The 21,315-nt window shown below is 59.1% G+C and carries 18 protein-coding genes and 1 tRNA gene; 10 read left to right on the top strand and 9 right to left on the bottom strand.

The window, feature by feature from the left end; all coding sequences use genetic code 11:
• Positions 1-6: 6 nt before the first annotated feature.
• From QZ408_RS13795 to QZ408_RS13785, 3 genes are all read left to right on the top strand, one after another.
• Positions 7-315, top strand: coding sequence for a hypothetical protein (locus tag QZ408_RS13795; RefSeq protein WP_292492387.1), 309 nt, complete (start codon positions 7-9; stop codon positions 313-315).
• On the top strand, positions 315-2,963 hold the full coding sequence (locus QZ408_RS13790; protein ID WP_292492386.1) for a DNA polymerase: 2,649 nt from the start codon (positions 315-317) through the stop codon (positions 2,961-2,963). The genes QZ408_RS13795 and QZ408_RS13790 overlap by 1 nt, the downstream gene beginning before the upstream one ends.
• A gap of 404 nt (positions 2,964-3,367) precedes the next feature.
• Positions 3,368-4,651 carry an STAS domain-containing protein gene (locus QZ408_RS13785; RefSeq protein ID WP_292492385.1) on the top strand — a complete coding sequence of 428 codons (1,284 nt, stop codon included), beginning with the start codon at positions 3,368-3,370 and terminating at the stop codon, positions 4,649-4,651.
• A 113-nt stretch (positions 4,652-4,764) separates the two neighbouring features.
• Here QZ408_RS13785 and QZ408_RS13780 read toward each other — a convergent pair whose 3' ends face one another.
• Positions 4,765-5,238 (bottom strand): nuclear transport factor 2 family protein, encoded by a 474-nt coding sequence (locus QZ408_RS13780; protein WP_292492384.1) that lies wholly within the window; start codon positions 5,236-5,238, stop codon positions 4,765-4,767.
• 351 nt (positions 5,239-5,589) lie between these two features.
• On the opposite strand from QZ408_RS13780, the gene ercA reads away from it, so the two are divergent.
• The gene (gene ercA / locus QZ408_RS13775) at positions 5,590-6,738 is read left to right on the top strand and encodes an alcohol dehydrogenase-like regulatory protein ErcA (RefSeq protein ID WP_292492382.1); all 1,149 of its coding nucleotides are present in this window, start codon (positions 5,590-5,592) and stop codon (positions 6,736-6,738) included.
• Entirely contained in the window at positions 6,728-7,864 is a 1,137-nt protein-coding gene (locus tag QZ408_RS13770; RefSeq protein WP_292492380.1) for a PAS domain S-box protein, read from the top strand. Before ercA ends, QZ408_RS13770 begins: the two co-directional genes overlap by 11 nt.
• A gap of 212 nt (positions 7,865-8,076) precedes the next feature.
• Here the strand turns inward: QZ408_RS13770 and QZ408_RS13765 are convergent.
• Together QZ408_RS13765 and QZ408_RS13760 are read right to left on the bottom strand one after the other, a co-directional pair.
• Positions 8,077-8,148: transfer RNA gene (locus QZ408_RS13765), tRNA-Arg, on the bottom strand.
• A gap of 136 nt (positions 8,149-8,284) precedes the next feature.
• A complete protein-coding gene (locus QZ408_RS13760) occupies positions 8,285-8,746 on the bottom strand; it encodes a hypothetical protein (protein ID WP_292492379.1) in 462 nt (153 codons plus the stop codon).
• 204 nt (positions 8,747-8,950) lie between these two features.
• Between QZ408_RS13760 and QZ408_RS13755 the strand changes: the two genes are divergently transcribed.
• Positions 8,951-10,474, top strand: coding sequence for a glycosyltransferase family 39 protein (locus QZ408_RS13755; RefSeq protein ID WP_292492377.1), 1,524 nt, complete (start codon positions 8,951-8,953; stop codon positions 10,472-10,474).
• A complete protein-coding gene (locus QZ408_RS13750; RefSeq protein WP_292492375.1) occupies positions 10,461-11,603 on the top strand; it encodes a glycosyltransferase family 2 protein in 1,143 nt (380 codons plus the stop codon). Before QZ408_RS13755 ends, QZ408_RS13750 begins: the two co-directional genes overlap by 14 nt.
• Before the next feature lie 88 nt (positions 11,604-11,691).
• Here the strand turns inward: QZ408_RS13750 and wecB are convergent, their stop codons facing one another.
• Entirely contained in the window at positions 11,692-12,777 is a 1,086-nt protein-coding gene (wecB, locus tag QZ408_RS13745; RefSeq protein ID WP_292492373.1) for a UDP-N-acetylglucosamine 2-epimerase (non-hydrolyzing), read from the bottom strand.
• Positions 12,778-12,850: 73 nt separating this feature from the next.
• Here wecB and QZ408_RS13740 point away from each other — a divergent pair, with 73 nt between their 5' ends.
• Both QZ408_RS13740 and QZ408_RS13735 read left to right on the top strand, forming a co-directional pair.
• Positions 12,851-13,603: a glycosyltransferase gene (locus tag QZ408_RS13740; protein WP_292492371.1), complete on the top strand. Its 753-nt coding sequence runs from the start codon at positions 12,851-12,853 to the stop codon at positions 13,601-13,603.
• Positions 13,604-13,617: 14 nt separating this feature from the next.
• Positions 13,618-14,325, top strand: coding sequence for a class I SAM-dependent methyltransferase (locus tag QZ408_RS13735; RefSeq protein ID WP_292492369.1), 708 nt, complete (start codon positions 13,618-13,620; stop codon positions 14,323-14,325).
• A gap of 39 nt (positions 14,326-14,364) precedes the next feature.
• Here QZ408_RS13735 and QZ408_RS13730 read toward each other — a convergent pair whose 3' ends face one another.
• Positions 14,365-15,366, bottom strand: a complete 1,002-nt coding sequence (locus QZ408_RS13730; RefSeq protein WP_292492367.1) for a lysylphosphatidylglycerol synthase transmembrane domain-containing protein — start codon at positions 15,364-15,366, stop codon at positions 14,365-14,367.
• 343 nt (positions 15,367-15,709) lie between these two features.
• Here QZ408_RS13730 and QZ408_RS13725 point away from each other — a divergent pair, with 343 nt between their 5' ends.
• Positions 15,710-17,056: a hypothetical protein gene (locus QZ408_RS13725; RefSeq protein WP_292492365.1), complete on the top strand. Its 1,347-nt coding sequence runs from the start codon at positions 15,710-15,712 to the stop codon at positions 17,054-17,056.
• Positions 17,057-17,115: 59 nt separating this feature from the next.
• Here QZ408_RS13725 and QZ408_RS13720 read toward each other — a convergent pair whose 3' ends face one another.
• The 4 genes from QZ408_RS13720 to QZ408_RS13705 form a co-directional block, all read right to left on the bottom strand.
• Positions 17,116-18,285 (bottom strand): M20/M25/M40 family metallo-hydrolase, encoded by a 1,170-nt coding sequence (locus QZ408_RS13720; protein ID WP_292492363.1) that lies wholly within the window; start codon positions 18,283-18,285, stop codon positions 17,116-17,118.
• Between the two features lie 15 nt (positions 18,286-18,300).
• On the bottom strand, positions 18,301-18,810 hold the full coding sequence (locus QZ408_RS13715) for a hypothetical protein (RefSeq protein WP_292492361.1): 510 nt from the start codon (positions 18,808-18,810) through the stop codon (positions 18,301-18,303).
• Between the two features lie 905 nt (positions 18,811-19,715).
• Entirely contained in the window at positions 19,716-20,594 is an 879-nt protein-coding gene (moaA, locus tag QZ408_RS13710) for a GTP 3',8-cyclase MoaA (RefSeq protein WP_292492359.1), read from the bottom strand.
• Positions 20,572-21,183 carry an RlmE family RNA methyltransferase gene (locus QZ408_RS13705; RefSeq protein ID WP_292492358.1) on the bottom strand — a complete coding sequence of 204 codons (612 nt, stop codon included), beginning with the start codon at positions 21,181-21,183 and terminating at the stop codon, positions 20,572-20,574. The genes moaA and QZ408_RS13705 overlap by 23 nt, the downstream gene beginning before the upstream one ends.
• Between the last annotated feature and the right edge of the window lie 132 nt (positions 21,184-21,315).

Below are 21,315 nucleotides of genomic sequence, written 5' to 3'. Positions count from 1 at the left end.
GGATCTATGCATAAAGACACATATTGCGAAACAATCCAGAAAATGATCAGGGATGGCGATGCCAAGATTTGTTGTATAGCCTGTGGGGAAAATGATCCCAGCGTGATCGAGCGCCACCACATATTTGGAAGGAAACTTTCGGAGGTGAAAGTCCCGCTGTGCAAGAATTGTCACGCGAAAATCACCGCCGAACAGAACAAACTTCCACCGAAGGACAGAACGGGGCTTCCGTTTATCGGAGTAAGCATAGGAGCGCTCGCCGTAGTGTGGGGAAAAAATCGCATCGATCAGGCCCTTAAGGAGGTGGACACGTGATGGATAAACTGGCGTTACGGGTGTACACACAAAAAACAGTGCGCCCGAAAGCGTTTTTCACGAAGAAACGTGAGGATCCGCCGCTTCGACACTCCAGAGTGTTGGTTTTCGATACGGAAACCACAATAGATGCTTATCAGAACCTCAAGATCGGGTACTTTCGGGTATACCACGACGGATACATCCAACATGAAGGGTTATTCCACGACCCTTCAATGCTCACCAAGGAAGAGATGGCGACGCTGAAGTCCTATGCAACGGAGAACTGCATTGGGTTGTATTCGCTCCCAGAATTTATCGACGATGTGTTCTATCCTGAGGTATATGAACTTCACACCCTCTGCATAGGATACAACCTCGCGTTCGATATAAGTCGGATCGCAACGAAGGCGGGAAAGTCGAGAAAGCGGAATAAGGGGGGGTTTACATTTACGCTTTCCAGCGACAAGTTCAAGCCCCGTGTAATTGTGAAACAGTTGGGGATGGCCTACACCTTTAAGTTTTCATCCATGAGGAAAAAGAGAGATACGCCTCACTTCCCAGGGCACTTTTTGGACGTCCAAAGACTCGCTGAAATTTTTTTACAGAGCCGTCATATCCCGCTAGCGAAAGCGGCGGAAAAATTAGCCACGAAAACCCGGAAAATGACCGTTGACGAACACGGAACGGTTACAGAGAATTATATCGATTATCTCATCACCGATGTTGTAACCACGTTTGAGGTATACACGCGCCTCTGTGCGGAATTAGACCTTTACCAGATCCAGGCTCCGCTTACCAAGATCTATAGCTCTGCGTCGCTTGCAAAATTTGCCCTCAAACAACTTGGCATTAGGCGAACTCCGTTGTCAGGTGCTAGTAACACTATCGGTCATATTATGACAGCCTATTACGGCGGACGAACTGAATGCAGGGTGCGCAAAGAGCCACATCAGGTCACGGTTCTTGACTTTACAAGCATGTATCCCACTGTCACCATGCTGCTCAAGCTCTGGCCGTTTATTGTTGCTAGATGGATAGATGCCGAGGTCGTGACAGAAGAGGTTCGCGATCTGTTGGCACACGTCGATCTCGCGTTCCTGCAGGACCCGTGTAGTTGGGAAGGGCTCACTGTCATGGTGATGATCAAACCGGTTGGGGATATCCTTCCCGTCCGGATGGACTATAAAGGGGGTGGCGAATCCTTCAACGTGGGCATCAACCCCCTTAGCTCCGACACCCCACTGTGGTACGCCCTGCCTGATGTCATTGCCTCATGTATCCTGACGGGGAAGGCTCCGGAGGTCCTCGAAGCGGTAAAGTTTGTTCCCAAAGGCATGCAACCGGGGTTAACCCGATCAGAGATCCTTGGCATCGGGATAGATCCCAAAACTGATAATCTCATTCAGTTGTTAGTTGAGGAACGGCAGAAAATTAAGCAGCGCATGAAGGGAATGGATAGGAGTGACCCTGAACATGGACGGTTGGAGAGCCGAGCACAGGCAATGAAAATTCTCGTCAACGCGATGAGTTATGGGATATTCATAGAGTTGAACCCGGAGGACCACAAAACTGCATTAGATGTGTATGGGCTGGGCTGCTTCTCGACAGAAGGCAACCGATTTGAACGACCGGGCCATTTTTTCAATCCACTTCTTGCGGTTATTATCACATCCGCCTCCAGGTTGCTCCTCGCTATGGCAGAGGCCTGGCTGCAGGCTAGGGGGGTCCCCCATGCATACATGGACACAGACAGTGTTTTTGCGCCCGTGGGTTATGCAAACGAACTTTCAGCGTTTTTCCAACCGCTGAATCCCTATGGTATCGACATCCCCATCTTGAAACTCGAAACAGGTAAGGTAAACGTCTGGTTCTATGGGATTTCATCAAAACGCTATGCTCTCTATCGCTATGACAGCGGGGAAATTGATCTGATAGACTACAAGCTCCACGGGCTCGGACATCTCCTGAACCCATATCCACGGGGTGTGGAACACTGGCACGCAGAGATCTGGCGTGATCTGCTCTGCCTACACTACAGGAAGATCTCTAGGGAGGAGATTATAGAGAAGTATAGGTCCCTATATGCGCTTTCCCGTCTGACTGTGAGCACATCACCTGTTTGGAACCGATTCTCTAGCATGAATAAACGCAAGCGTTGGAATGCAACGATTAAACCATTCAACTTCGTTATCGTGGGGTTCCAGACGACTAATAACAAGGGCAAGGTAGTCAAGCCTCTATCGCCGTACTCAAGTTATCCGCAAACCGTAGTGCATCAGCCTTTTATCGATTATAACACGGGGGAAACGATGTCCGGGCTGCACAATTTCAAGTCCCTCAGCACAACAATACTTCAGTACTTCACCCACCCCGAATACAAATATAAAGGCGATATCGGCTATCTTGCGCGGAGGCCCGTTGACGCCCAGAGGGTAATCTACATCGGTAAAGAGGCGAACAAAATTGATGAGCAACCGCTGAATGTGTTAAATCCGCAAATCTTTAGAGATAAAGACACGATTATACAGCAAATTTTAGCGATGCCCACTGCGGAAGCTAATATGCGTGACGTCGGTCGGGAAGCGCTCAGACAGATAAAGATGCGTATTACAGGATCTGGGGATATTAATTTGAATACCCCTGCTGTTAAACGGTTGATCGATTAATCGAGTCAGGTTGGATAAAAAACCGTAAGGTGGTCCCTCCCACCGACCCTTCAGAATTCGAACCCCATCCCGATCCTGGAGGGCACCCTACAGCATGACACACCAATCGGACGGGGTGGTCAGTCCTCCCCAACCCTTCAGAAGAGCATGACCCACCATCGTCTTGTCAGTGGGGCACTTCATCCACCTCCGTGATCATACCCCCAGCGGTGGATGTCAAATTTTTTTCAAATAACTATAACCCCGCATTCTATCTTTTCATCTGTTCTCTGTAGGTGTTTTTGCGGCTTACGGTGAGTAAGCAGGGTCCGGTCACGTGCGGTTGCATCTCTGTCGGTGGAAGAGGCCGGAGACGGTTCGGTAAAAATAACCGGGAGCGTTCCGATACCTGTACCGGGATACATATGGACCTAGCGACCGAGAGAAGAGATGGCATCCTGACGTTCGTGATGCGCGGAAGGCTTGACGGCTACGGTGCGGGAGAGCTCTCCGATGCCGTGCAGGCGTCGCTGCAGGACGACGACCGGTCGGTCGTCTTCGACCTTGCAGGAGTAAGTTACCTGAGCAGTGCGGGCATCCGGGTTCTTCTTGCCGTAAAGAAACGATTGAAAGAGCGGAGCGGCGTCCTGGCCCTTGCCGGGGTGCAGGAGTACCCGAAAAGCGTTCTCGATATGGCCGGCGTGACGCCGGTATTCTCCCTCTACCCCACGGTCGGGGAGGCCGTCCTCGCCTGCAGAAAACCGCAGGACAGCCTCTCGGTCATCAACGAACTGGCCCGGACCCCGTTCACGAGGGGCGGCGTGGCCTATACCATCGAGCCGACCTCTGCACGGAGTGCGTCGCTCCGGGTCACCGGCAGCCTGGATAAGATGCTGCGCGCTCGCCTGACTGAAGGAGACATCCGCGCAATACCGTTTTCAGCTCTCCACTACTCGCTCGGGATCGGCGCGCTCGGAGAGGGCGTGGCGGAGACGCTCCCGCTCCTTGGGGAGATGATCACCCTGCACGGCTCGGTCGTATGGCTGCCGACCGACGGAAACGCCACACCCGACTTCTTCACACCGGTGAAGGACACCGGAGAACTCTCCATCTACTCCGGGTATAACGTAGCGCTCGACGGGCCGTTTCACGAGATCGTCACCATCGACGCAGGAGACGAGGGCAGCATCATGCTCTCTGAAGTATACCGCACGATCTTTGCCGTTGCCCGGGAGCAGAGGCGCGATTTTGCCGGCATCATCGCACTTGCCATGTGGGCCGTTGTCGATGGGGTCTGCAGCCTGGGAGTGAAGAGATCACCTATCGCTGCGTCATCGCCAGCGAACGGCCTCCCCATCAACGCTGAGGAGAACGCAGAGGATTGGCTCGAAGAGAACGATGAGCCGAGGTATCACGGCGACACGATGGTCAGCTTCGGGTTCGGGATAGACTACTCTGCCTGCAGCGACGAGCGCCTCTCCGCCCTCACCGACCAGAATCGCCCAAAAACGGAGCAACTGCAACTTCACAACCACGGCGTCATCTTCCGGGGGGTGCCGTGGGACGCGGCGCTCGACCTCACGCGGCAGATCGAGCGGATCGTGAGCGAGGGCGAGTTCGTCGATATGCGCCACCTCAAGGAGAGCACCCGGGTCCGGCGGGCGAAGGTGGGCGTGGCCTACATCTCGGAGATCGCCGTCGAGGAGTGAGCCCGGGTTCTCTCAGAGAGGGCCGGCAGGGAACCTGCCCCGGCTCCCCTTTCTGGAGAGTTGTGGACAGAGCGGCGGCTTCGCAATCGTCTTTGCCCCCAACTCCGGGAAGGTTACAGCCCCAGGTCGGACAATCCGGGATGATCGTCGGGGCGCCGCCCGAGCGGCCAATGATACTTCCGCTCCCCCTCGCTGATCGGGAGATCGTTGATGCTCGCGTAACGGCGGCGCATCAGGCCGGACTCGTCGAACTCCCAGTTCTCGTTCCCGTAGGACCGGAACCAGTTACCCGAATCGTCGTGCCATTCGTATGCGAACCGTACGGCGATACGCGCCTCATGAAATGCCCAGACCTCCTTAATCAGGCGGTAATCAAGCTCTTTTGACCATTTCCGCTGCAGAAATGCGACGATCTCCTCGCGGCCGCTGATGAACTCCGCTCTGTTGCGCCAGACGCTGTCGATACTGTACGCGAGCGAAACCCTCTCAGGGTCACGGGAGTTCCAGGCATCCTCGGCCATACGGACCTTCTGCACCGCCGTTTCATACGTGAACGGCGGCAGTGGTGGGCGACTCTTCTCGGCCATACGCCTCGCTACCCCGTACAACGTAATAAAGGTGCGGTCGATACGCATGACTGCAGTCCATGCATGCTCCGGCAAGATGGCGTGGCACTGACCAGAGCGGTGCAGGAGATCACGGTTATTTGTATTTCTCCTCCGCCGGTCTTGTGCGAAATTTCATAATCAGCATGAATTTCCTGACTGCTATTCAGCAATACACTTTGATTGGCCAGGACAATTCCCGGGGTATTCGCCAAAGTATATATGGATCCGGCTCCGTACAGCTGATAAACAGACTCGCTTCAATCGCTGGAATACTCACCGGAATACCATTGTGTCATAGTCAGGTATCGTTTCGCAGCCAGGTGCCGCATAGTGATCCAGAAAGGCCAACTTGACCTGAGAAAATTCGTAGCTCCTGAGTTTGTCTGCGGACACGGAGCACTGCAACTTGCAGGCCGGTATGCACGCAACTTCGGGATGAAGCAGGTGCTCCTCGTCACCGACCCGGGCGTCCGGGCCGCAGGCTGGGCGGACGCCGTCGGGGAGAGCCTGACCGAAGCGGGGATACCGTTCACCGTCTTCGATGCCCTCTCTCCCAATCCCCGTTCAGGGCAGGTGATGGCGGGTGTGGAGATCTACCGGTTCGAAGAGTGCAACGGCATCGTCGCCGTCGGCGGGGGGAGCCCGATGGACTGCGCCAAGGGGATCGGGATCGCGGGCTCCAACATGCAGGATATCCTCACGTTCGAGGGCGTCGATCGGGTGCCGGTTCCCGCGTCGCCTCTCATCTGCATCCCGACGACCGCCGGGAGTTCTGCCGACGTCTCCCAGTTCGCCATCATCACGGACGAAGAGAGAAAGCGAAAGATCGCTATCATCTCTAAAACACTGGTCCCCGACATCTCCCTGCTCGATCCCGAACCCCTGATGACGATGCCCCCTGAACTGACCGTGGATACCGGCATGGACGCCCTCTGCCACGCGATCGAGGCCTATGTCTCGAATGCCAGTTCCCCGATGACCGACCTGCATGCCCTCGAGGCGATACGGCTCATCCACACCGCCCTGCCCGCGGTCATCGACGCGCCCGAAGACCTGAACCTGCGGTTTTCGACGCTCCTTGCCAGCCTCCATGCCGGACTTGCGTTCTCGAACGCGAGCCTCGGTGCCGCCCACGCGATGGCCCACAGTCTCGGGGGTACCCTGGATCTTCCGCACGGGCGGTGCAACGCGCTCCTCCTTGAGCACGTGATCTCGGCCAACTACGAGGCGGCGCCGGACCGCTACGACCGCATAAGAGCGATCATCGGCCGGGGACAGGACGAAAAAACGACCCTTGCAGAGATGGTGGCGGCGTTTCGGAGGACGCTCGGCATCACGGAGACCCTCGCCGCCGCAGGTGTGTCGGAGGACGGGATCCGCACCCTTGCCGCGAAAGCGTACGCCGACCCCTGCCTGGTGACGAACCCGCGCAGACTCACCTGCGAAGATATCGAGCGGATCTATGAGTATGCGCTCTGACCCCCCTGACGACCCGGATACACTCCGGGAGAAGATCATCGGCCTTGGAGAGGCGTCCCTGCACAAGAGTTACTACCCGGAGCTGCAGAGCCGGCTTGCGGAACTCGAGCGGTTCAGGGCCCTGCTCGACCAGACGCACGATGCAATATTCCTGATCCATGCAGAGACCGGGAACCTTGCGGACGTGAACGCATCTGCGGGGATGTGTCTTGGCTACTCAAGGGAAGAACTGCTCACGACACCGTTTCTCAACCTGGTTGCCCCGCAGCAGAAGGCCGGGTTTGCCGAGTTCGTCAGGATGAACTGCGATCAGCCGCCAGCATCCCACTGGACCTGCATCGCATCGCTGGTCTCGCGGGAGGGGCGGGAGATCCCGATGGAGGTCACCGCCCGGTTTGTCGCCTTCGACGGCGAGCAGTATATCGTAGCGATTGCGCGGGATATCACCGACCGGCTCCAGGCCGAGAGAGAGCTCAAGATCAAGGAGAGCGCTCTTGCATCGTCGACCAACGGTATCCTCATCGCCGACCTCACCGGGGCGATCATGTACGCCAACCCGGGTTTTGTCTCGATGTTCGGGTACGAGCGGGGGGGAGCGCTCGCGGGGAGGAATCTCGCGGCATTCTTTGCAGATCCCGCCGTCGGCGAAAAGGTTGCGGACCATCTCCTCAAAGACCGTGCAATCGTGGAAGAGACGATCGGGCTACAGAGTGGCGGAGCCCCGTTTCATATCCAGGTATCGGGCAGCGTCGTGCAGAACGATGCCGGGCAGCCGCTCTGCATCATGCTGATCGTCATGGACATCACCGAGCGGGTGGTCACCGACCAGATGAAACGGGAGGCATACACGCAGCTCGGGAAGAACATCGAGCAGTTTGCCATCCTCGGGGACCATATCAGGAACCCGTTGCAGGTGATCGTCGGGTATGCGGAGATGATCGACGACCCGCTCGCGAGGAAGATCCTCGACCAGTCGAACCGGATCGATGAGATCATCACTCGACTCGACCGGGGATGGATCGAATCGGCGAACGTCAGGAAGTTCCTGCGAAGGCACGGAGACGATGCGGAGCCCCCGGCGCCGATCTTCGTCCGGATAGCAGCAACAAAGAAAGAAGACCCCTGATACGCCTTTTTTGCCGTTCCCGAGGTGCAGCGATAGATCCCCGGCGGATACGTCCGCCCTGCGCGGCCTTCGCGGGGAAGCAGCAGTACGGGGCAGACCCCGAGGAGGGGACGCACCCGGGGTGAAAAGGCCGGACAGACAGCGTGGAAGCATACCCGGGGTCACGCAAGGGCGGTAAAACTGGCGGGAGGGGCCTCAACCCCAAAACAAAACGCCCCGGCCGGGATTTGAACCCGGGTCAAAAGCTCCGCAGGCTTCTAGGATATCCACTACCCTACCGGGACACGAAAATAAGTGTCTTACCCCTAATTACTACGCTGTCCACCTTAAAAAGGATTGCTCACCCGGGGGACGCAACACCGTGCGGGGAGGCTGCAGGCGCCGGGATAAGGGGCGGGCCCGGGGGATGTGCCGGCGGGTCTACACGCCCCCTGCACGCATCAGCACGTGCACCTTCACGTCGTTTCCGGAGAGCTCGATCTGGTAGTCCCCGGACCGGCCCACGTAGATCTGCTTATGGGTATCTGCGCTGTAGAGTTTACCGAAACCGTTCTCGGCCACAATCGCGCCGGAGCCGCGGTCCCACACGGTCACCTTAAACCATGCATCTTCGCTCGGGAAGTTCTGCTTGTAGGTCTTATACTTCCTGTCCATGTAGTCGCTCTTTGCTTGCACTTCCCGCGTGATCATCTTCGGCTCCACCGTGAAGTCGATCAGGAGCGGAGGCGCGGTCAGGTCAAAGGCGAAGGCCTCAGTCGTCTGGACGAACTGTGCCGTCCGGTTGTAGATGATCACGTACATGTCGGGCGTCGGCGCGACCTCCGGCGGCATGCTGAACGTGGGGCCGGCCATACTGCTCGTTGCCGTGGGGTACGGGGTCACCGGCGTCAGGTACCCCGGGTCGGGCTCCTCTCCTCCCGGCGTCTCCTGCGAGTCCGACGGCGAAAGGATTCCAGACCAGCCGGATTCGCCGCCGGGCCCGGCCGGGGGCGCGAACCCCCCGTAACGCTTGGCTCACCCGCCGCCGCTCCCCGCGCCATCCGGTAACGTATATCTGCATTTGCGCTCAATGACTGATGATTACATATGGGTAAGAAGCAGGGAAAACGGACAAAGCGCGAGACAGAGACATGCGACAGCAGGGTGGATCCCGGCGCCGGCACCCCTGCTCCGGCACCGTCACGCCCTTCTCCCTTTGATACGGTCATAACGTCCGTTCGATCCAGCAGGCACCTGCAGGTCCTCATCGGGCTGACGATCGCCGGGCTCCTCCTCCGGTTCTACAACCTCGGCGGGAACTCGCTCTGGCTCGACGAGGCCTCGACCCTCACGTTCGCCCGGCAAACGCTTGCCGGCATCTGGGAGAGCACCGCGGGAGGGGAGTTCAACCCGCCGCTCTTCTACTGGCTGGAGCACGGGATGCTCCTCTTTGGGGAGAGCGAGTTCGTGCTCCGCCTCCTCCCCGCACTCCTCGGCGTCCTGACGATCCCGGTCGTGTACCTCGTCGGAAAGGAGTTCCGGGACCGCGACGTCGGACTCATCGCCGCCGCCCTCCTCGCGTTCTCGCCCTTCCACATCTTCTACTCCCAGGAGGCCCGGGCGTACGCCCCGATGCTCTTCTTCTTCTCCCTTGCGCTCCTCTTCTACGTGAGGGCGAGCCGGTCGGACGAGACCCGTTCCTGGGTCTTCTTCGGGCTCTTTTCCGCGGTCGCCTTCTGGATGCACTTCTACGCCATCGTGCCCGTCGCCGTCCTCATCCTCCACGCCCTGGTAACCCGTGCCGGCGATATCCGGCGCGATCTCCGGAGCGCGAGAAATCCGGTCATCTCGGTCGTCGCGTTCGTCGCGGCAAGCCTCCCCCTCCTCATCGTCACGGTCAACCTCTTCCTCGTGAGGACCTCGTCCGCACCGACCTTCGGCGTCCAGGGGTTCGATGTCGTCTACCAGACCCTTCTCCAGGTATCGGGGTTCAGCGACCTCGTCATGGCAGCGTTTATCGTCCTCTTCCTGGTCGGCGTCGCCGTCACCTGGCGCGAGGACCGGAACGGGGCGCTCCTCCTCGTCTTCATGATGGTCCTCCCACTCGTCGCAAGCCTCGCCCTCTCTTCACGGATGCCGATGATACCCCGCTACCTCATCTACCTCCTTCCGGTCTACTTCGTCGGGATCGCGTCGGCGTATCCCGCGCTCTATGCCCTCGTGAAAGACGGGAGGGCCGTTTACCTCGCTGTCGCGGCTGCGGTCCTCATCAGCACGCCCTTTCTTGCGACCTACTACACGACGCCCCAGAAGAACGACTGGCGGGGGTTCTCCGCGGAACTCAGCGGGATGACGGGAGCGGGGGATATCGTCGTCGTGCTGCCGCCTTACATGGCGCAGCCGCTCGACTACTACTACAGCAATGCAACTGATGAAACCATCGAACTTGGAGCGAATACTGGAGAAGACCTTCGAGCGATCCAGGAGCAGTATCCCGGCAGACAGACGTTCTACGTGGTGACCTGGGATATCCTCGCCGTGGACCCCACCGGCGATGCGCTGGGCTGGCTTGATAAGAATGCAGAGTTTTCCGGGCAGCGCATGGGGATCTACCTCTTTGTGTCGGCTTAAGGAGGAGATTGCAACGGCCGATACCTACGATCTCTCGGTGATCATCCCGACCTTCAACGAGGAGGAGAACATCGCCGCGATCATCGGAGCGGTCAACGAAGTCTTCCGGCAAAGCGGCATCCGCGGCGAGGTCCTGGTGGTGGACGACTCCTCAAAAGACCGGACGATCGGAATCGTCGAGGAGATCGCCGGCCAAAACGGCAACGTCCGGCTGATCGTGCGCAAGGATGACCACGGCCTCTCCCAGTCGGTCGTCGAGGGGTTCGGGAAGGCGCGTTCGGATATCCTCCAGGTCATCGACGCCGACTTCTCGCACCCGCCCGAGCTCATCCCCCGCTTCTACGAGGCGGTACGGGACGGGGCGGACATCGCCATCGGGAGCAGGTACATGAAGGGCGGGGATATCGAGCAGTGGCCGCTCAAACGCAGGGTCATATCGCTCGGGGCCACGGCGTTCGGGCGCGTGCTCTTCCCGGAGGTCACCGACCCCGTGAGCGGGTTCTTCGCCGTCCGGCGTGAGGTTGTCGCCGGCGCCCCGCTTGCGCCCCGGGGCTACAAGATCTTGATGGAGGTCCTCGGCAGGGGCCGGTGGCACTCGTTCGTCGAGATCCCCTTCGTCTTTAAGGACCGCGAGGAGGGGACGAGCAAACTCCGTCTGGATACGATGATGGACTACCTCCGGCAGTGCGCCGGTATCGCCCGCTTCACGGGAACCCGCCGGGCCGGACCAGTCTGGGATGAGTGGGTGAAGATCGTCCGGTTCGGCCTCGTCGGGCTCTCGGGCATCTTCGTCAACATGGGGCTCCTCTACGCCCTGACCGAGATTGCCGGGCTCTACTACCTCGTCTCCGCCGCAATCGCGATCGAACTCTCGATCGTGAACAACTTCATCTGGAACGACGTCTGGACGTTTAAATCCTCAAGAGACCTCAGGTTCGGGCGGAGGATCCAGCGTTTTCTATCGTTCCAGGCCGTCTCGGTGGGCGGGCTTGCCATCAATATGGTAGTCCTCTACCTCCTTGCGGACATCGCAGGGGTCTACTACCTTGTCGCAAACCTGGTTGGAATATTCGTTGCATTCGCCTGGAACTACATGGTGAACCGGCACTTCACGTGGAAGACTCGGTAAACGATCATCGGTTTTCCGGTGCGGGAAGCGCCGCAGGGGGAGGGTGAGAAGCAGGAGGCCCCCGGCCCGAAGGCGGGGCCGTTCCCCCTCAGCAGGTCAAGGTCTCCTGAAGGTGCCGGAGTATCCTGTCGCCCGACTTCCCGTCACCGAAGGGGTTTTCCCAGGTCCTTGGCCTGAGGTCCATCACCTTTGCGCCGGAGAGGATCGCCCCCGGGTCCGTTCCGGCAAGTACGTTCCCTCCCACGTCGATTGTTTCAGGACGCTCCGTGTTGTTCCTCATCGTCACGCACGGAGTCTTGAGGATGCAGCACTCCTCCTGGATGCCCCCTGAATCGGTCAGAACAAGCCGGGCGGACGCCTCGAGGAGGAGGAACTCAAAGTAACCGAGCGGTTCCAGAAGGCGAACATTTCCCGGAACCTGGATGTTAAAGTGCCCGATCATCTTCTTTGTCCGGGGATGAATCGGATAGAGAACCGGAACGCCGAACTCGCTGCTCACAAGATCAATGCCTTTCAGGATGCCGGACAGGTTCTCCCGCCTGTCGACGTTCTCCTGCCGGTGTGCAGTGACCAGAACGTATTTGCCCTCCTCAACGCCGAGATTGGAAAAGATTGACCGGTCTCTTGCGGCAATAGATAGGTTCTGGATGACAGCATCGACGACGGTGTTGCCGGTAACAAGTATCCCTGAATCGGGCCGCCCTTCCTTCCTCAGGTTGGCGGCAGCGGTCTTTGTCGGTGCAAAGAGGAGATCGCTCAGGTGGTCGGCGACGATCCGATTGATCTCCTCGGGCATCGACCGATCGTAGCTCCGGAGGCCGGCCTCGACATGCCCCAGCGTAATGCCGAGTTTCGAGGCTGCAAGAGCCCCGGCAAGCACGGTGTTCGTATCGCCCTGCACCAGCACGACGTCATGGGGATCCTCCATGAGTATCTTCTCAAGTCCGGTCAGCATGCGCGCAGTCTGGGCCCCGTGCGTCCCGGAGCCGACCTCAAGATTATACGCTGCATCGGGCAGTTCGAGGTCGCGGAAGAAGATCCTGTCCATCTCGTACGAGTAGTGCTGACCGGTATGGATGATAGAGAAGCCGATGGATCTCCTGGAGCACGAACGGATCACCGGGGACATCTTGACGATTTCCGGACGTGTGCCGAGTATGATTGCAATCTTCATAGTATTGGATGGAATGGGTGTGGATTAAAACAGATCGATGATATATCCCCTCACGCAAATATGGTACCAACGAATGCGAGAGAAGGTTGTAATGGTCTCGATAGTAATTCCCCTTTATAACGAAGAAGATAACGTCGACAGCTACGAAGTCGACCTTTTTCCGGTTATCGATAAGATTGCAAAGGAATACAATACGACCTTCGACATTATTTTTGTGAACGACGGGAGTAAAGACCGGACCCTTGAGAAGATCACTGCGATTGCAGCGAGACGCAAAGATGTCCAGGTACTCAATCATGAGAAAAACCGGGGGATGGGTGCTGCGCTCAAGACGGGATTCGCGCGAACCGATGCCGACCTCATCATCACCATGGACTCCGACCTCACCTTCAGGCCTGAAGACATACCGGTGCTTCTGACGGCATACGCTCGCGACCGCCCCGAATGCGTCTCGGGCTCTCCATACCTCAAGACCGGGCTCATGGAGGAGGTTACTCCGATGCGCCTTTTCTTCAGCAAATCCGTCAATTATATGTACCGGATTCTGCTGCGCCAGCCCATCACCTGTGTAAGCCCGATCTTCAGGCTTTATAGAGCCGATACCCTGAAGAAACTGGATCTGGAGAGTGAGAACTTCGAGATCAACGCCGAGATCATCTCGAAGTATCTCATCTCCGGCTACAGGGTGGTCGAGGTTCCCGTCGAGTTGCACAGGCGGCGGTACGGTGAGTCTAAGATCAACATTCGCAGGGAGATCTTCAACAACCTGAATATGATGAGAAAGATCGTCCGGACGAAATATCTCCACCGGCCGTGGCGCTCGTAAGAGGTAGTGGACATATGCAGGGGCCGCACCACGACGCAGAACTCTGGGATAGAATCTGGGGTAAAGAACAGATCACGAGCGATTACAGCATCAGATACCTCGATTTCATGACCGAGATCGAGCGCGCGCTCCCGGCAGGTTCAACCGTCTGCGAGGCGGGCTGCGGTACAGGACAGACTCTCCGTATCTTCTCTCCGCGGCACAGAACGATCGGGCTCGATATATCGGCAAACGCTCTCAGAATTGCAAAAAGCAGCTGTGGCGCGCCTCTCCAGGGCGACATCTTCCGGATACCTCTCTGCAGCGGGAGCTGCGATCTCATCTACAACTCGGGCGTGATCGAACACTTTCCACACCCCGCAAACGTTGCAGCGGTCGCCGAGATGGCGAGAGTTACCCGAAGGGGCGGGCGGGTGATCGTGATCGTCCCGAACACCTTCTGCCTCTGGTATAAAATCGGAAAAGAGGTTGCTTACCGGATGAAACGATTCGAGTTCGGGTACGAGGAGGACTACTCCCCGATACGGCTGAGGGCCACGCTTGAGGATGCGGGAGTCGAGGTCGGACAGTGCTTCGGACTCCAGGCAACACCGGTTCTCGCGACGAACGACAGAGAGATCCTTCCATTCCCTATTCGGCGGAGACTCGCAAGACTCGAGAAGTACTTCCCGTTCAGGGAGTACTATAGTTACGCCGTGGGCATTGTCGGCCGCAAAGAGTGACGAGGACGGCCCGGACCCGACGCATCGTGATGAAGAGGGTCAGGCCTCGCTCTGCTGTGCAGGGACTCCGGTGTCACTGAGCCCGGTGAGCGGGACAGGGTACAGGAGCCAGAAGGGCAGCCCCACGAGCGCGACAAACCAGTAGCTGAATACCAGATAGAGGATTGAGAAGGCAATAGCCGTCTCGGGGGCGATCCCGATGATGCCAAAGAGGTAGAGCAGCGTGGCGTCCCGGGTTCCGACACCCGATATGCTGATCGGCAGGAGATCCAGCATGCTGATGATCGGGATCACGAGAAACATGTAGTAGCCCACGTCGATGCCGATGGACCTCCCGAGAAGAGAAGCGTATATCACGGCCAGTATCCATGACACAATCCCGAACCCGGTGCATTCCAGCAGCTGCCGGCGTGAAGCAAGAAATGTATCGAGCCCGGTATAGAAATCATTGAAATATCCTGAGAACTGGTCGCGGTACCGGGCCGGGACAAGGGCGGCAAAGAACGGCCTGAGGATCTTTTCCATGTAGGTCTTGCGGGAGACTGCAAAGATGCCGAAGGCAATAGCGCACACGAGGACGAGCAGCAGCCCGCCCGAGAGGATCTCCACGCCGATGATGACCGAGAAGGCGATCAGGGCGACTATTCCGAACGCAAACAGAAGAGCCAGATCGATTATCCGATCGATCGCAACGGTCGAGAGCGCCATCCCCGTCGTACACGAATCGTTCTTGACGTACAGGCACCGGACGGCGTCGCCCACCTTCCCCGGCGTCAGGGTGGAGAGAGAGAAACCGATCAAAAAACCGACGATACTCTGCCACAGGGAGAAACCAGGGCGGATCGAGTCCACGATGATGTTCCACTTTTTTGCTTTGATGACGACGATCAGTCCGTTGACCAGGAGGGCTGCGATCAGGTAGTGTACATTCACAGAGAGCAGGGCGGCGAGGATCGCAGGAGTATCGAGGTTTATGAGGATCACCAGAAAAACGGCAATACCGATGGCACTTATAAGCCGTATGGGTCGTCTTGAAGACATCTGAGGGAATTGTTTTTTTGATAATGATTAAAGACTGTCGATCCATCTTAATTGCGTTCCAGAACGTGATGAATCCGAGCTTCGAAGGATAAATGCGGGAGCGCTGGAGTGCCGCCCGGTGCAAACCGCGCTCATGCGGGAGTGACCTGGTGGCAAGAGATCGAAGCATCTCAACCAGTCCCTCGACGATCGAGGCAACTGCCGGGGATAGATCGGGTAGAGAGTGCAACGCACTCCCGAGACGGCCGAATCCGAGGATTCCCTCTAATTTACCGACAGACAGTCCATTTCCGGCCTGTTGCGAAGAGACACCCTCATATACTGTATGAACAAACATTGAGATATGAGGAAAGGGAAGAGAAGTTCTGCTTCATCGTGCTCTGTCTGTGGACTGACAATACCGAACATCGATCGCCAGACCCTGGCCCGCAATCTCTCTCTCCTCGGAATAACCTCGATCATCACAAAGCTGATGGTGCTCTTCCTTACGGTCTCGCTCTTCGGCTCGTTCGTCGATCTCTTCGACATCTCGGTGTATTTCGGGTATGCGGCGAACGTGCTGAACGGGCAGATTCCTTATGTCGACTTCTCCGTCGAGTACCCATTCTTGTTCATGATCCCGGTTCTGATACCGCTCATTCCCGCCGTGATCGCGAACGATCCCAACGCATACGTCACCGGCTTTCAGGTGCTCATGGCCTTCTTCGACATTCTTACCCTGTTCCTCGTGTATCTCATCGGGCTGCGCCTGTTCGACGACAAACAGGCTTTCAGGGCAGCGCTCCTGTATGCAACGGCGTTTGCAGCGTCGTATTTCATCCTGACGAAGTACGACTCGTTCCCCACGTTCCTCCTTGTCCTCGGCGTATTCGCTGCGGTCTACGGCATGCCGGCCAGGGGCTACCTTGCAGTCATCCTGGGTTTCTTCACGAAAATATTCCCCATCATCGCCGTTCCTTACCTCATCCTGTTCAATGCGGCTGAAACATCGCGAAAGGCAGAGATCGTCTCGCTTCTGAAGGTAGCCGCCGGGTGCAGCGTGATCCTCCTGGTCCCGATGATCTTTCTCGTGCAGGACTGGTACAGGCCGTTTCTCTTTGCCACCGGCACAGGCGTCGGGGTCTATGCCAATACCGTGACGTACACGCTGTACAATATCCTCAACGGGTTGCTCCAAATACCGATCTCCGAGGATATCATCTCCCTTGCCATGTATGCCCTCATGATCGGTATCGCCGGCTCACTGGTCCTTGTCTCCTGGGTCAAAGGCGTCGAAAGCCCGCGCAGGCTTCTCGTTCTCATCGTCGTCACTCTGTTCTCGGTCATCTTCTGCACCAAGTTCCACAGCCCGCAGTATCTGGTCTGGCTTACCCCGTTTTATGCCCTGTTGCTGGTCGGCTCGCTCAGGGACGTGATCGTATTTTATCTCCTCCAGGCCGTGGTCTACATCGAGTTCCCCCTTTCCTGGGGGATTCTCTACGTAAATAGGGGTTATATCAACGAGATCGGGACAGCCGGCTGGTACGGCACCCTCGCGTTCTTCATCGTTCATGCCGCCGTCTACACGGCGTCGATCATCCTCATCGTGAAGTCGGACGCCACACTTTACAACGATCTCAGATCGGCAGTCGGTCAGGTTATATCGGCAGTCCGACAGGATGGCCAGTCGGCCGTCAATCCCAAAGGATAGGTGAAACCATAGGAGCACAGGGGCCGGCAGGGCAGCCTGTGCTGGAACAACCTGTTTTTTCACCCCGAATACGCCTGGATAACCCCCCGGTAGACATCCACCGCCTTCTCAAGCTGCTCCACGGAGACCCGTTCATCCACCGCGTGCAGCGTCGGGATCTCCCCCGGCCCGTACTCCACGACATCGAACCCTTTATCGCGGAGGTATTTCGCGTCGCTTGCGGCCCACTGGAGGAATGGGACCGCCGGCGTGCCGTAGACCCGTTCCACCTCGGCACAAACCGTCCGGACAACCCGGGCGTCCGGGGAGGTCAGGGTCGGCGCGGCGACATCCGTCTCGCGGATGGCGGCATCAGGGGCGTGTTCAGCGATGCTCCTCTTCAGGTCGTCGAGAGGGCACCCCCACGGCACCCGGATATCCAGTTCCATCCGGCACTGCTCTGCCACGATGTTTGCCTTCTCCCCGCCCTCGATGCGCCCCGGGTTGAACATCACCCGCGTGAGGATGTTGTCCCCTCCCTCGATACCGAAGATATCGGCAAAGATCCGGGCGGACTGCGCAACAAGCGGCTGCAGGTCTTTGCCGGGGGGGAACGGGCGTGCGTGGACCTCCCGCAAATACCCGACGAGGTCGAACGCCGCCATGACGGCGCTCTTCCCGACCAGGGGATAGAGGGAACTGTGGCCCGGCCTGCCGCGGAACGAGAGGTCGACCCGGTAGAGGCCCTTCTGGCCGACCGCCGGGCTCATCTCCGGCGTCGGTTCGGCTATCAGGCAGTCGCGGGGCAGGAGCAGGTTCTTTGCCAGCAGCGACCGGATCCCGTACGGGCCGCCGGTCTCCTCGTCGCAGACGAAGGCGAACTGCGCCTTCGGCTCCACCCCGCTCTCGACGAGGTCGCGGCAGGCGATGAGGAGAGCGGCGCATCCTCCCTTCATATCGGTGGCGCCTCGCCCCCAGACGTAGCCGTCGGCAACCTCGCCACCGTAGGGGTCGTGCGTCCAGTCGTCGGGGATGGCCGGGACCACGTCCACGTGGCCGCAGAGGAGGAGGCGGGGGTCGGGTTCAGTCGTGATGAGGTCGTCGCGCCCGCCCGGGTGGGAGACGACGCGGTTCTTCACCCCGATCGAGTCCAGGAACTCCCCGATGAACGCGACGAGGTCGGTGGTGCTCCCCGGCGGGTTCTCGCTCTGGATCCGGATGAGCGACGACGTGAGTCGGGCGGCGTCCATTCCCTATCCCCGCTGTTATGCGGCCCTGCCCCGTGCATACTCGTCAAAGAGGCGGGCAAGCGACGAGGTCTTATAGAGCTGTTTGATGAACTGCGGGTCGAAGAACTCGTCGATGAACGTCGAGAGGTATCCGGCCGGGATCGGCTTTTTATCGTCGGGGTTGAGGACGATCCGGAAACTCCGGTACTGGGCGGGGTCGTCGCGATCGTAGATGCCGGACCAGAGCATCGGGAGGTCGTGGAACTTCTCGGGGTGCTCCTCTTTGAGCCAGTTGACGAAGTCGGGGAAGTATGCCCGCTCGCCGACCTCCCCCTCGTCCAGGCGCCACCGCATGTACTCCATGCCCATGATGTTTTTGGGCGACATGTAGTTGTAGGCCTGGGTGCCGAGGGTGAAGTCGATGTGGGCGAGGGCATCGGTGAAGTAGAAGTACAGGATCGGGTGAAACTCGGTCGGGTTCTCCAGGATCAGCGATTTGCCGTAGAGTTTCTGCATGACACGGGCGTACTCGTTCACTTCCAGCATACTCTCCTATTGGGGAGGGTGGTACAAAAAGTACTCCTTCCGTGCAGGGAGGCCGGAAACGCCGGGCGGCACCCGGGGAGGGGCGGCAGGAAAAGGGGGGATATCCGCCAAGGTCCGGCCTACCGTCCGGCCTGAAACGGCACATGACAGGCGTACCCCGGGCACGGCCTTCCCCACCCCTCCGGGAAACCGGCGTCAACGCCACTCCCGGGCACGGTTCATCCCCGGATATCCCCACGCACTGCCCCCACCTCCCGTGGCGATAGCCACCACGGTTCACCGCCCGGGGAGGAACTGGGTCTGGGCTCGCACTTCCCCCCCTTCTCCCGAGAAACCGGCGTCGACACCACTCCCGGGCACGGCTTTCCCCTGGATGTCGCCATGACTGCCCTCGCCCCCGGGAGGGGGGGGAGGAGCGCCGGAGGCGCGGGCGGGGCGGGGATGCCGGAGAAGCGTATGGGTATCCCCTGCGGGAGGCGAAACCCCTCCCGGTCCCCACCCCCGTGGCGATATCCACCACGGTTCACTCCATGGGGAGATCGGGGAAGAACCGGGTCCGGGCTGGCTCTTCCCGGTCTCCCGAGAAACCGGCGTCAGCACCATTCCTGGCACGGCTTTCCCCCGGATATCGCCAGCACTGCCCCCGCCCCCGGGGGGGGGGAGGAGCGCCGGAGGCGCGGGGGGGTGGGGGCTGCCGGAGAGCGGCATACGGGTATCCCACCTGCACGAAGGCCGGGCGGGGTGCCGGAGAAGCGTATGGGTATTCCACCTGCACGAAGCGCGGGTGGGGTGAGGGGACGGAGGGTGGTGCCGTCTGCGGGAGGCGGGTCTTGAGCAGGTGACGGCGCGGTCGCTACGCTCGAGGGCAGCAGCGGCACGGGGTTTAGAAAGAGTACCCCTGCCGCTCACACAAAGAACGGCTTACGCCTGCTGACGGCCTCCTTGAACGCGTCCTCGAGCTCCTTGCCGTGTTTGCCCCGGATATCGACCAGGTTGTCGCTCCGGAGGAGGCAGGGCTTGAGCTTGCCGTCAGAGGTCACGCGCAGGCGGTTGCAGAACCCGCAGAACTCCGTGTTGTGGAGAGGCCGGACCACCTCGACCTCGGCGCCGTCGAGGCAGTACTTCTTTCGGTGGTGCATCCTGCGGGTGACGACCCGCGTCGCCCGTTCGTTCAACTCCTGCTCGACGCTGTCCACATCACCGTGGAACTTGCACTCGTTGAACTCCATCAGCTCGATGACCTGCAGGATGAGGTCCCGCTTCGACCGGACGAACGCCATGAAATCGTCCAGTTCATCCTCGTTGATCCCCTCAAGGAGCACCATGTTGAGCTTGACCGGGGTCAGGCCGACCTCGACCGCCGCATCGATCCCGGCAAGGACATCCGCGAGGCAGTCCTTCCCCGTGATGGCCGCATAACGCTCGGGGCGGAGCGTATCGAGACTGACGTTCACCCGGGCAAGCCCCGCCTCCTTGAGCGCCGCAGCCTTTGCGGCAAGGAGCGTCCCGTTCGTCGTCATCGAGGACTCGACGCCCGGCGGCACGGAACGGACGATATCGAGGAGATCGCGGCGGAGCAGGGGTTCCCCGCCGGTGAACTTGATGTTTTTGATGCCGAACCGCACGCCCACCTGCATCAGTTCGGCGATATCCGCGGCGCTCATCTGCTCTTTCGGGCTCACCTCGCCCTCGGCGTGACAGTAGATGCACCGCAGGTTACACCGGGAGGTCAGGCTGATCCGGAGATTGGTCACGGTCCGGTTATAGGGGTCCTTCAGCACCATCACATCTTCCCTTGAAATTCTTTGCAATAATGTAGGTCTCGGCACTCCCTTTCCGCGACGCCTTCGTCCGGTACCCGCGGACGGAATAGAAATGCTGCCTTACCGCGGCGATCAAGTCCCCGAAGAGTTCCCCCTGGAACGACTTGATCACCAGGTTGCCGCCGGGCTTCAGGATCGTGCAGGCGAACGAGAGAGCATCCTCGCCGAGCCCGATCGCCCGGGCCTGGTCGTAACTCTTCTGGCCGGAGAGTTTCGGCGCGGCGTCGGAAACCACGACGTTGACGATCCCGCCCGCCTCCTCGCGGATGCGCTCCTGGACGAGGGGATCGGTGAAGTCCCCGACGATGGTGGTGACGCCCTCCATGGGTGCAATAGGATTGAGGTCCACGCCAATGACCTTCCCGCCGGTCAGATCGCGGATCACCTGCAGCCAGCTCCCCGGCGCCGCCCCGAGATCGACGACGTTGTCATCCGGCCGTATGATCCCGTTGCGCTGCTGGATCTCCAGCAGCTTGTAGGCGGCACGGGCCCGGTACCCGGCCTTCATCGCCTTCCTATAGACGCTGTCTTTTGTCCATTGCGAACCCATTGCGAGACTGCCCTCCGCTTGAGGCCGACAGGCGGTACGTATGCTGCCGGGCACGATCAGGAGACTATATACAGTGTTTGGTACAGGTAACCATGAATGTATAGGATTACGGCATACGGAACACGCCGGGGT

It is taken from the genome of Methanoculleus sp. 10 (assembly GCF_913757945.1).
Lineage (GTDB): Archaea > Halobacteriota > Methanomicrobia > Methanomicrobiales > Methanoculleaceae > Methanoculleus.
Note: the sequence above shows the minus strand (reverse complement) of the source record. Positions and strands in the feature narration are given on the sequence as shown.

Excerpts from the sequence above, each read along its gene's own strand:
- QZ408_RS13780 (WP_292492384.1), bottom strand. The coding sequence starts at position 5,238 with ATGGCCGAGAAGAGTCGCCCACCACTGCCGCCGTTCACGTATGAAACG.
- wecB (WP_292492373.1), bottom strand. The coding sequence starts at position 12,777 with ATGAAGATTGCAATCATACTCGGCACACGTCCGGAAATCGTCAAGATG.
- QZ408_RS13730 (WP_292492367.1), bottom strand. The coding sequence starts at position 15,366 with ATGTCTTCAAGACGACCCATACGGCTTATAAGTGCCATCGGTATTGCC.
- QZ408_RS13770 (WP_292492380.1), top strand. The coding sequence starts at position 6,728 with ATGCGCTCTGACCCCCCTGACGACCCGGATACACTCCGGGAGAAGATC.
- QZ408_RS13795 (WP_292492387.1), top strand. The coding sequence starts at position 7 with ATGCATAAAGACACATATTGCGAAACAATCCAGAAAATGATCAGGGAT.
- QZ408_RS13720 (WP_292492363.1), bottom strand. The coding sequence starts at position 18,285 with ATGGACGCCGCCCGACTCACGTCGTCGCTCATCCGGATCCAGAGCGAG.
- QZ408_RS13705 (WP_292492358.1), bottom strand. The coding sequence starts at position 21,183 with ATGGGTTCGCAATGGACAAAAGACAGCGTCTATAGGAAGGCGATGAAG.
- QZ408_RS13740 (WP_292492371.1), top strand. The coding sequence starts at position 12,851 with ATGCGAGAGAAGGTTGTAATGGTCTCGATAGTAATTCCCCTTTATAAC.
- QZ408_RS13785 (WP_292492385.1), top strand. The coding sequence starts at position 3,368 with ATGGACCTAGCGACCGAGAGAAGAGATGGCATCCTGACGTTCGTGATG.
- QZ408_RS13725 (WP_292492365.1), top strand. The coding sequence starts at position 15,710 with ATGAGGAAAGGGAAGAGAAGTTCTGCTTCATCGTGCTCTGTCTGTGGA.
- QZ408_RS13790 (WP_292492386.1), top strand. The coding sequence starts at position 315 with ATGGATAAACTGGCGTTACGGGTGTACACACAAAAAACAGTGCGCCCG.
- QZ408_RS13755 (WP_292492377.1), top strand. The coding sequence starts at position 8,951 with ATGGGTAAGAAGCAGGGAAAACGGACAAAGCGCGAGACAGAGACATGC.
- QZ408_RS13735 (WP_292492369.1), top strand. The coding sequence starts at position 13,618 with ATGCAGGGGCCGCACCACGACGCAGAACTCTGGGATAGAATCTGGGGT.
- QZ408_RS13715 (WP_292492361.1), bottom strand. The coding sequence starts at position 18,810 with ATGCTGGAAGTGAACGAGTACGCCCGTGTCATGCAGAAACTCTACGGC.
- moaA (WP_292492359.1), bottom strand. The coding sequence starts at position 20,594 with ATGGTGCTGAAGGACCCCTATAACCGGACCGTGACCAATCTCCGGATC.